Here is an 8,740-nt window from a genome sequence, read left to right on the forward strand (position 1 = left end):
CTTCTTATCAACTGCTTTTTCTCAAACATTCTCAAAGGAGGGATATAACTGGAGCAAGTGCTTACTTAGTAAGAACTAACCAAAATTTTTCCATCAACCAATTGCGATGTCAGACAATAACAGTTCAAATACCCACCCCGTTCCATGGCACAAGGCAATGTGGCGACAGCATACAACGTGGTTTGTGATATTCGCAATGATTGTATGTGGTGTGGCATGGGTTGTGATGTCGTCAGCCAATGCTTCGCTGAGAGATTGTCACCAAAAGATATTGGCGGCATATGAGCACCGCACCCACAGTACCGACTCGCTGATTGCTTCATACCGCAGCCTCGTGGCCGACTCAAGCATAACCCCACTTACGGCTATCGTTCTTAACCAGGCGCTATCTCAGGCATCGGAATCACTCGGACAGCAGGAAGCTGACCAAAAGACCCTGCATCTGCTCGAACTCGAATTTGCCAAGATACAAAACGAATACGAGGTCCTCAACCTGTGGTGTGCCCTGCTCACTATCGTGTTTCTGATATTCTCGTTCTTCTCAATATTCAAGACAAACGAGATGACGCGTCAGGGCGAAGAGGCATTGACAAAGCTGGGTCAGACGGCAACCGAGGCTAAACTGAAATCCGACTCAATCGACACAAAGGTAAAAGAGGCAGAGGCACGTGTCACCAAAAAGACGACAGAACTTAGCGATAACGCAACAAAAAAGTTTGGCGAGCTCGATGCCAAAGTATCAGAAACGACAGGCCGCCTGAATGCAGTGAATACGAGTCTATCGGAAAATAGCTCCCGACTTACAGAGCTTAATACTCAACTATCTGAAAAGCAAAAGGAACTTGAAGAGATTATCAAACAGAAGACCGTCACAATTGACACATATATACAAACTCATTTCGAAGAAGAGAAACGCAAATTTTTTACCGGAATAGAAGAGAAAGTGAATGGTCTCTCACAGGAGTTCAGGATGCTTCAAGACAAGATAAACGCAACACCGGCAGTTCGTGCGGGCTCTTCCCTGCCCGACGCATCGTCGTCCGGGGAGAGAGATGAGGACGAGGAAGATGATGACAATTCGGAACAGGAATGATGGTATGTCGACCAACAGTGTAATAAGAATGCAGAGTCGTGTTACGCGTAACGTCTCGTTACTTGCAGGACGAATGCGTAGCTTTATCGATGTTGAAAACAATCTGGAAGAGATTGAAGATAAAATCTCGTCGCTCAACCGCTCGGTTATCCTCAGACAGTCGATGCCTGACGATTTGATTAGCACGGTATCATTGCTGGACTCTTACAGTTTTTATATCAAGCGCAAATCGGAACTGTTACGTGACATCGACGCAGCATCGGCCAATATAGCGGGAAGCCTTTCGTTTCTGATTGACGTTTGCTTTGAGAATAGAGACTCGAATCTCAAAATATGGATACGAGACTGCATAACCGATCTTAATGAAATACGTGAGGTAGAGGTACGCGGACGATATCGGAAACCGCTTCCTCTCCCGACAGTAAGCGGTCTGCTTATACCATATCTCGAAACGACCAGACAAGGGGAAAATGCAGCGTGGTTTGCGTCGGTACGCAATGCCATCCGCTCTATTATCAGCTGACAATCACTCACATACTTTGAAGTAACACACGCCATTCCAGATATAAATCGGGGATTAGCATTTCACGCTTAAAACATATGGTGTATCTGACCGGGCCAATATGCCTGTCGGCGACATCATGCATTTCCATATATCAATGCATACGTACTTTAATATTAATTATGAATTTGACCGAGAGCAAGTTCATAGGGCTATTGCTGCCCATATTTCACAGAATAAGGCAAGTTATATCTGTGTTGCCGACGGTGTGGTAATGAACACTGCCAACCGCGATCCGCAGTATCGTGAGGCCGTAAACGGAGGCATGTTCTCAGTGTGCGACAGCAGCTACGTTCCGCTCTATCTAAAATGGATATATTCTACTGATTATCAGCAATACTGTGGATGTGAAATATTCCGCGATATAATATCATCCTGTAAATACCGTATGGCATTTTTAGGGACATCACAGGAAATACTTGATGCACTGAAAGGAAATCTGAAGGAATTAAATCCTGAGGTTGAGTCAATGATGTTCTACGAACTCCCGTTCTGTAGTGTCGACAAGTTTGACTATCCGGAAATCGCGAGAATGATTGAGGCCGACAAGGCTGAGATTATATGGGTAGCTTTAGGCGCGCCAAAACAGGAACTATTTATGCACAGCCTTAAGCCTCACCTTAAATCGGGAGTAATGATTGCCGTTGGCGCAGCATTTAAATTCATGAGTGGACTTGAAGTAAAGCGTGCACCCAAATGGATGGTCAACAATCATCTTGAATTTGTATATCGTATATTTTCCGAGCCTAAAAAGCAGCTAAAGCGTTGTGGATGGATAATAGCGACTTTGCCCGGACTCTTGCTGAATGAATATAAACGCGCACGCCGGAATAAGACAACAGTCAAAACAGCACATATAAGCTAATAAATAAGTCCTATACACCTCCATGAGTTACGCCGCCAATATCCATCAAGGGTATTGGCGGCGAGTTTTTATAGATATTTCAAATTTTGTTGTACCTTTGTCTGCATCAGCCATATTCCATGATTATCAACATGAAATGGCCAATATAATCATGAATTACAACCATAGAGAATGACAACCCAGATATACAACGGAAAGATTCTAATACCGGGAGGACGCTGGATCGACGGCGGTTCGGTAGTAATAGCCGACGGTAGAATTGACGATATATATGCCCACAGCCGGATATTCGACAATATCGACAGGGCCATTGATGCCAAGGGCGGATACGTATTGCCAGGCGGTATTGACCTGCATGTGCATGGCGGAGGTGGAAGCGACTTCATGGAGGCCACTCCCGAGGCTTTCCGCACTGTCATAGGCGTGCACCGCAGTCACGGCACCACGTCGCTGTTCCCCACCCTTGCATCGGCATCCGAAGCCACAATACGACAGGCAGCCGCTACATGCTCGGAGTTTGCTTCAGACCCCGAAAGCGGAGTATTAGGGCTGCATCTCGAAGGCCCGTATTTTCATCCGTCAATGGTAGGCGGCCAGATTCCTGAAAATATACGTCTGCCCCACCCTTCGGAATATGTCGGGATTATCGAAGATTTTCCGTGTATCAAACGATGGGATGCTGCCCCCGAGCTGCCCGGAGCTCTCGAATTCGCCCGATTCGCATCCTGCAAGGGGATTGTAGCCGGTCTCGGTCACACACGTGCCGGTTATGCCGAAGTTGTCGCGGCATATGCCAACGGCTATACAATGGCGACACATTTTTATAATGCTATGACCACATCCCACAAAGAAGGAATCTATAAGCATGAGGGCACCGTAGAGTCTGTATTTCTGATGGATGGTATAAATGTAGAGGTAATCTCCGATGGTATCCATGTGCCTCCTGTAATACTTAAGCTCATACATAAAATCAAAGGATACAGCCGTATGTGTCTTGTCACAGATTCACTGGCAATCACCGACTCGGCCGACGGCAGTTCGTTTGATGACCGTATCATGATTGAAAACGGAGTATGCAAACTGAAAGACGGTTCCGCAATAGCCGGCAGCTGCGCTACGATGGACCGCCTGATACGCACTGCGGCTCTTGAGGCTGCGATACCGCTCGAGGATGTTGCACGCATGGTGTCGGAGACCCCGGCAATGATAATGGGTGTATACGACCGCAAGGGCAGCATTGCAAAGCATAAGGACGGCGATGTAATAATAATGGACAAGAGCTTAAACTTGACCCATGTCATTGCGATGGGAAATGAGATACCGATTGCCGTCTCTCAAGCAGAGCATGTATAATGTACGACTTTGATACTCGACATGGCCTGTCTATTCCTCGTCTCATGATGTATGACAAACATTCAGGTCTGATTAAACGTTAATAAATATGAAAGCAATAACTTTCATTTTGAAACCACAAATCAAAGCCATATATTTGCATACTGACCCCTTCATCCATAACCAAATCAACAAATCAATAGCCAAGCCGATATGTCGCCAGCATCGCCTACATATACTCCTGAAAGGATACAGAACGACCTCCGTGTGCTCGAACTGTTATCAAACAACTTCCCGAATGTAAGTGCAGCCTCGACCGAAATCATCAATCTCGAGGCGATACTGAATCTACCCAAAGGAACCGAACATTTCATTGCCGATATCCACGGAGAGCATGAGGCATTCCGGCACATACTGAAAAATGCTTCGGGAAATATCAAGCGTAAAGTAAAAGAAATCTATGGCAACTCTATGAGAGATGATGCCATACGTAGCCTCTGCACGCTAATATATTATCCGGAACGCAAACTTGAACTTCTCAAGGCTGATGAAACCGATCTGGACAATTTCTACAACATCACACTCCACCATCTGGTGAGAGTACTTCAGTCGGTATCTTCAAAATATACACGCTCAAAGGTTAGAAAAGCCCTACCAAAGGAATTCGCTTACATTATCGAGGAGTTGCTCCATGAGTCACCATCCGACGACGACAAGCAGGCTTATTTCAACCGTATCATAGAGACAATCATTTCGACCGGACAAGCCGACGCATTTATCTTGGCGATGTGCAACACTATCCAGCGTCTCAGCATCGACCAACTACACATACTCGGCGACGTATTCGACAGAGGTCCCGGTGCGCATATAATAATGGATACCCTTTGCGAATATGGACGCTTTGACATGCAGTGGGGCAACCATGATGCACTATGGATGGGTGCGGCCGCAGGCAACAATGCCTGCATAGCCAATGTACTGCGCCTATCATTACGATACGGCAATATGGCTACTCTCGAGGACGGCTATGGCATAAACCTCGTGCCTCTGGCTACATTTGCAATGGAGACCTATGCCGACGACCCGTGCGCCAACTTCACTCCTAAACTTAATAACAACGATATCCTCTATGATGACAAGACGCGCCGTCTGCTCGCACAGATGCACAAAGCCATTGCCATAATACAATTCAAACTCGAGGGACAGCTTGCCGACAAACGCCCGGAATGGGGCATGCAAAACCGCAAACTTCTTGATAAGATTGACCGGCAACGCGGCATACTGACAATTGACGGAAAGAGCTATGAGCTAAAAGACAACCTATTCCCTACCGTCAATCCAGATGACCCTTTCCGTCTGACAAACGAAGAACTGGAACTGGTAAACAAACTTCATCACTCGTTTATCATAAGCGAACGTCTGAAAAAGCATATACAATGCATACTCCTGAACGGATGTATGTATACAGTATGCAATTCCAACTTGCTGTTTCATGCTTCAATGCCGTTGAATGCAGACGGCACACTTAAGGAAGTGGCTATTGGTGGAAAGCGCTACAAAGGTCGCGATTTGTTCAACCACATAGGCATGACCATGCGCGCGGCGTTCAATGCAGAAACCGATTCGGAAGAAAAAGACTTTGCCATTGATTACTATTGGTATCTATGGTGCGGCCCCGACTCTCCGCTTTTCGACAAATCAAAAATGGCGACATTCGAGCGATATTTCCTGAGCGATAAGGAAACACATCGCGAGGAAAAGGGCAACTATTATGAGTTGAGAAACCGGGAAGAAGTCTGCGACATGATTCTCGATTCATTCGACGTCGAGGGTGAACATCGCCATATAATTAACGGCCATGTGCCAGTGCGTATAAACAAGGGTGAGACACCCATACGTGCCAACGGCAAACTGATGGTAATCGACGGTGGTTTTGCTAAAGCCTACCATGATACAACAGGAATCGCAGGTTACACGCTGGTATATCACAGCCGCGGTTTTCAGCTTGTGCAGCACGAACCATTCAGCTCTACTGAAGAAGCCATAAAGAATGGAACAGATATCGCAAGTACTACACAGATTGTCGAACTCACAAATCATCGCATGCGTGTAAGAGACACCGACAAGGGACATGAATTATCCGCACAGATTGACGAACTGATGGAACTACTGTACGCCTACCGGACAGGTATTTTAAAAGAACGCACCAATGGCAAACCAATCAGTTGATTTAAGAATCTACCTTTTGATTAGAGGTTACTGATTTACCCATACTTGCGATACTTGCACCGAATATTATAATAGCATTACAATGAGCTGTAGTCGATTTATATTAAATCAACTGCAGCTCCTTTTTTCTATGTCCATACCGTAATATCACGGATTCTGCGTATCTTTGCAATACTATGCCACAACCAAAACGAACACCCAAAAGACGTAAAAAACGCTCGGCCGACAAAGGACTGAGCATAAATGCCCGTCTTATGATGATTGGCTTTCTTACATTGTCCGCGATTGCCATCATAATGTCAGCGGGAAAATTCAAGGAATCTAATAACGATAGCTATATTTCCGGACGCTATGACAGCCTTGAGCACGTAATTACAAACCCTAACATGCCGGAAGAAATAATACACTATACCGGTATGACTATATCGTATAATCGCCGTGCACATCTTCCCAACTGGGTAGCATGGGAACTTACACGTGAAGAAACTCTCGGAGATGAGCCCAGAGCACAGAATTTTGTGACAGATGAAAACGTAGAAGGATGTGCTGACCCATGGGATTATAGCTATTCAGGATACGACCGCGGACATATGGCACCTGCCGGTGATATGAAATGGAGTCAGCAGGCAATGCGCGAATCATTCTACATGACTAATGTGTGTCCTCAGGTCAAAAAGCTAAATACAGGCACGTGGAAACGTCTCGAAACAAAGTGCCGCACATGGGCGCAGGTCGACAGCGTCATTTACATAGTATGTGGTCCTATACTTACCGATACTTTGACCGAAACAATCGGCGACAGTCATGTAATAGTGCCCAAACGGTTCTTTAAAGTAATCCTGTCGCCATATGCGGATCCACCTCGCGGCATAGGATTTATCATGAACAATGGCTATGTAAAAGGTGGCATGCAGCAAGCAGCCGTATCAATTGATGAGGTCGAGGCTGCTACCGGACATGATTTTTTCTCATCTCTCCCGGATGATATTGAGAATGATGTCGAGTCGCAATGCCGTTTCCACAATTGGTCAGTGCTAAAATAATCTCAAATTTAATTACTTTATAATACTCAGATGTCTACGATATGCGCAATCTCTACCCCAGGAGGTGTGGGAGGTATTGCAGTAATAAGAATCAGCGGTCCGGATGCCATATCTATTGCCGACAGACTTTGGCTTGGCAAATCTCTGAAACAATGTGACAGCCATACAGCCCATTTGGGATGGATAACTGACTGCAACGGCGACAGACTTGATCAAGGAGTAGCAACACTGTTCCGAGCTCCACGCTCATTTACCGGCGAAGATACTGTTGAATTCTCAGTACATGGTTCTCTATACATACAGCGCGAATTACTCAATTCGCTGATTGTCAATGGATGCAGAATGGCAGAAGCAGGAGAATTCACTCGTCGCGCCTTTACATCAGGACACCTTGACCTGGCTGAAGCCGAGGCGGTTGCCGACGTGATAGCATCAACATCAAGAGCATCACATCGACTTGCAGTAAGCCAAATGAAGGGAGACTTCTCCCAACGGATAGAACATCTGAGAGAAAGTCTGCTTGAACTTGCTTCGTTACTTGAACTTGAGCTCGATTTCTCAGATCAGGAGGTGGAATTTGCCTCAAGGGAATGCCTGATGAAAATCGCTATCGAAGTAAAAAGTACAGTAAATACCTTGGCGGGCACATTTCATCGAGGTCAAGCATTCCGCACTGGAATACCTACCGCTATCATAGGCGCAACAAACGTAGGAAAATCAACACTTCTCAACCGTCTGCTCCATGATGACCGGGCAATAGTAAGTGATATACATGGCACAACTCGCGATACGATAGAAGACACAGCTGAAATAGGCGGTGTTATATTCCGCTTCATCGATACGGCTGGATTGCGCGACACATGTGACACAATCGAAGCCATGGGCATAGACCGCTCATTGCAACGCATCAGGAATGCTTCAATAATAATCCTTGTAGCAGACTCCACACGCCCAGAAACACTTGGAGAGGCATGGCATAGAATCGAGGAGACCTTGTTGGACAGAACATCTGCACCACACCCCTATCCTACCTTGTTGCTCCTATGGAATAAATCCGACATAGATAATAATCAACCAGATATCACATCAAAAGAGTCACAAGAGGATACCGGAAACCATAGGCATTCTGATACAATTGTTGAAAATGGCCAGAACAAATACGAGCCTACACTAATCGAAAAGCAGATTAGAAATTTCTGTGATGTTAACAACATGGAATTGTATCAGGCTCATTACAGTGCCAAAACAGGAGAAGGATGTGATATAGAGTCCTTATTGATGGACTGTGCCGGAACCGACATGTTGGACAATTCTGATATAATAGTCACTAATGCTCGTCACTATCAATCATTAATCAATGCCAGCGACTCAATATCCCGTGTGATTGACGGACTAACCCATAATATTCCTCCTGAATTTGTTGCTCAGGATCTTCGCCAAACCCTCTCCTACCTCGGTGAAATAACCGGCACCATATCCACACCACAAATTCTTTCATCTATATTCTCCCGCTTTTGCATCGGCAAGTAAATGCTTGATTATCAATGCTTTACATTGATAGCAATTGACTGTTACTGAACGATAAAACTTAATTCTTACAAGAACGCCTAATGCTG

7 protein-coding genes are annotated in these 8,740 nt (G+C 45.5%); all 7 read left to right on the top strand.

What is annotated here, in order from left to right:
* The first annotated feature begins 106 nt into the window (after positions 1-106).
* Positions 107-1,093, top strand: coding sequence for a coiled-coil domain-containing protein (locus K2I50_RS07530; protein WP_301025732.1), 987 nt, complete (start codon positions 107-109; stop codon positions 1,091-1,093).
* A gap of 4 nt (positions 1,094-1,097) precedes the next feature.
* Entirely contained in the window at positions 1,098-1,616 is a 519-nt protein-coding gene (locus tag K2I50_RS07535) for a hypothetical protein (protein ID WP_301025733.1), read from the top strand.
* Between the two features lie 136 nt (positions 1,617-1,752).
* On the top strand, positions 1,753-2,520 hold the full coding sequence (locus K2I50_RS07540; protein ID WP_301025734.1) for a WecB/TagA/CpsF family glycosyltransferase: 768 nt from the start codon (positions 1,753-1,755) through the stop codon (positions 2,518-2,520).
* 171 nt (positions 2,521-2,691) lie between these two features.
* Positions 2,692-3,873, top strand: a complete 1,182-nt coding sequence (nagA, locus tag K2I50_RS07545; RefSeq protein WP_301025735.1) for an N-acetylglucosamine-6-phosphate deacetylase — start codon at positions 2,692-2,694, stop codon at positions 3,871-3,873.
* 192 nt (positions 3,874-4,065) lie between these two features.
* The gene (locus K2I50_RS07550) at positions 4,066-6,081 is read left to right on the top strand and encodes a fructose-1,6-bisphosphatase (RefSeq protein WP_301025736.1); all 2,016 of its coding nucleotides are present in this window, start codon (positions 4,066-4,068) and stop codon (positions 6,079-6,081) included.
* A gap of 386 nt (positions 6,082-6,467) precedes the next feature.
* On the top strand, positions 6,468-7,124 hold the full coding sequence (locus K2I50_RS07555) for a DNA/RNA non-specific endonuclease (protein ID WP_301025737.1): 657 nt from the start codon (positions 6,468-6,470) through the stop codon (positions 7,122-7,124).
* Positions 7,125-7,154: 30 nt separating this feature from the next.
* A complete protein-coding gene (gene mnmE, locus K2I50_RS07560) occupies positions 7,155-8,654 on the top strand; it encodes a tRNA uridine-5-carboxymethylaminomethyl(34) synthesis GTPase MnmE (RefSeq protein WP_301025738.1) in 1,500 nt (499 codons plus the stop codon).
* Positions 8,655-8,740: the final 86 nt, after the last annotated feature.

It is taken from the genome of Muribaculum sp., assembly GCF_029051885.1.
GTDB lineage: Bacteria > Bacteroidota > Bacteroidia > Bacteroidales > Muribaculaceae > Muribaculum.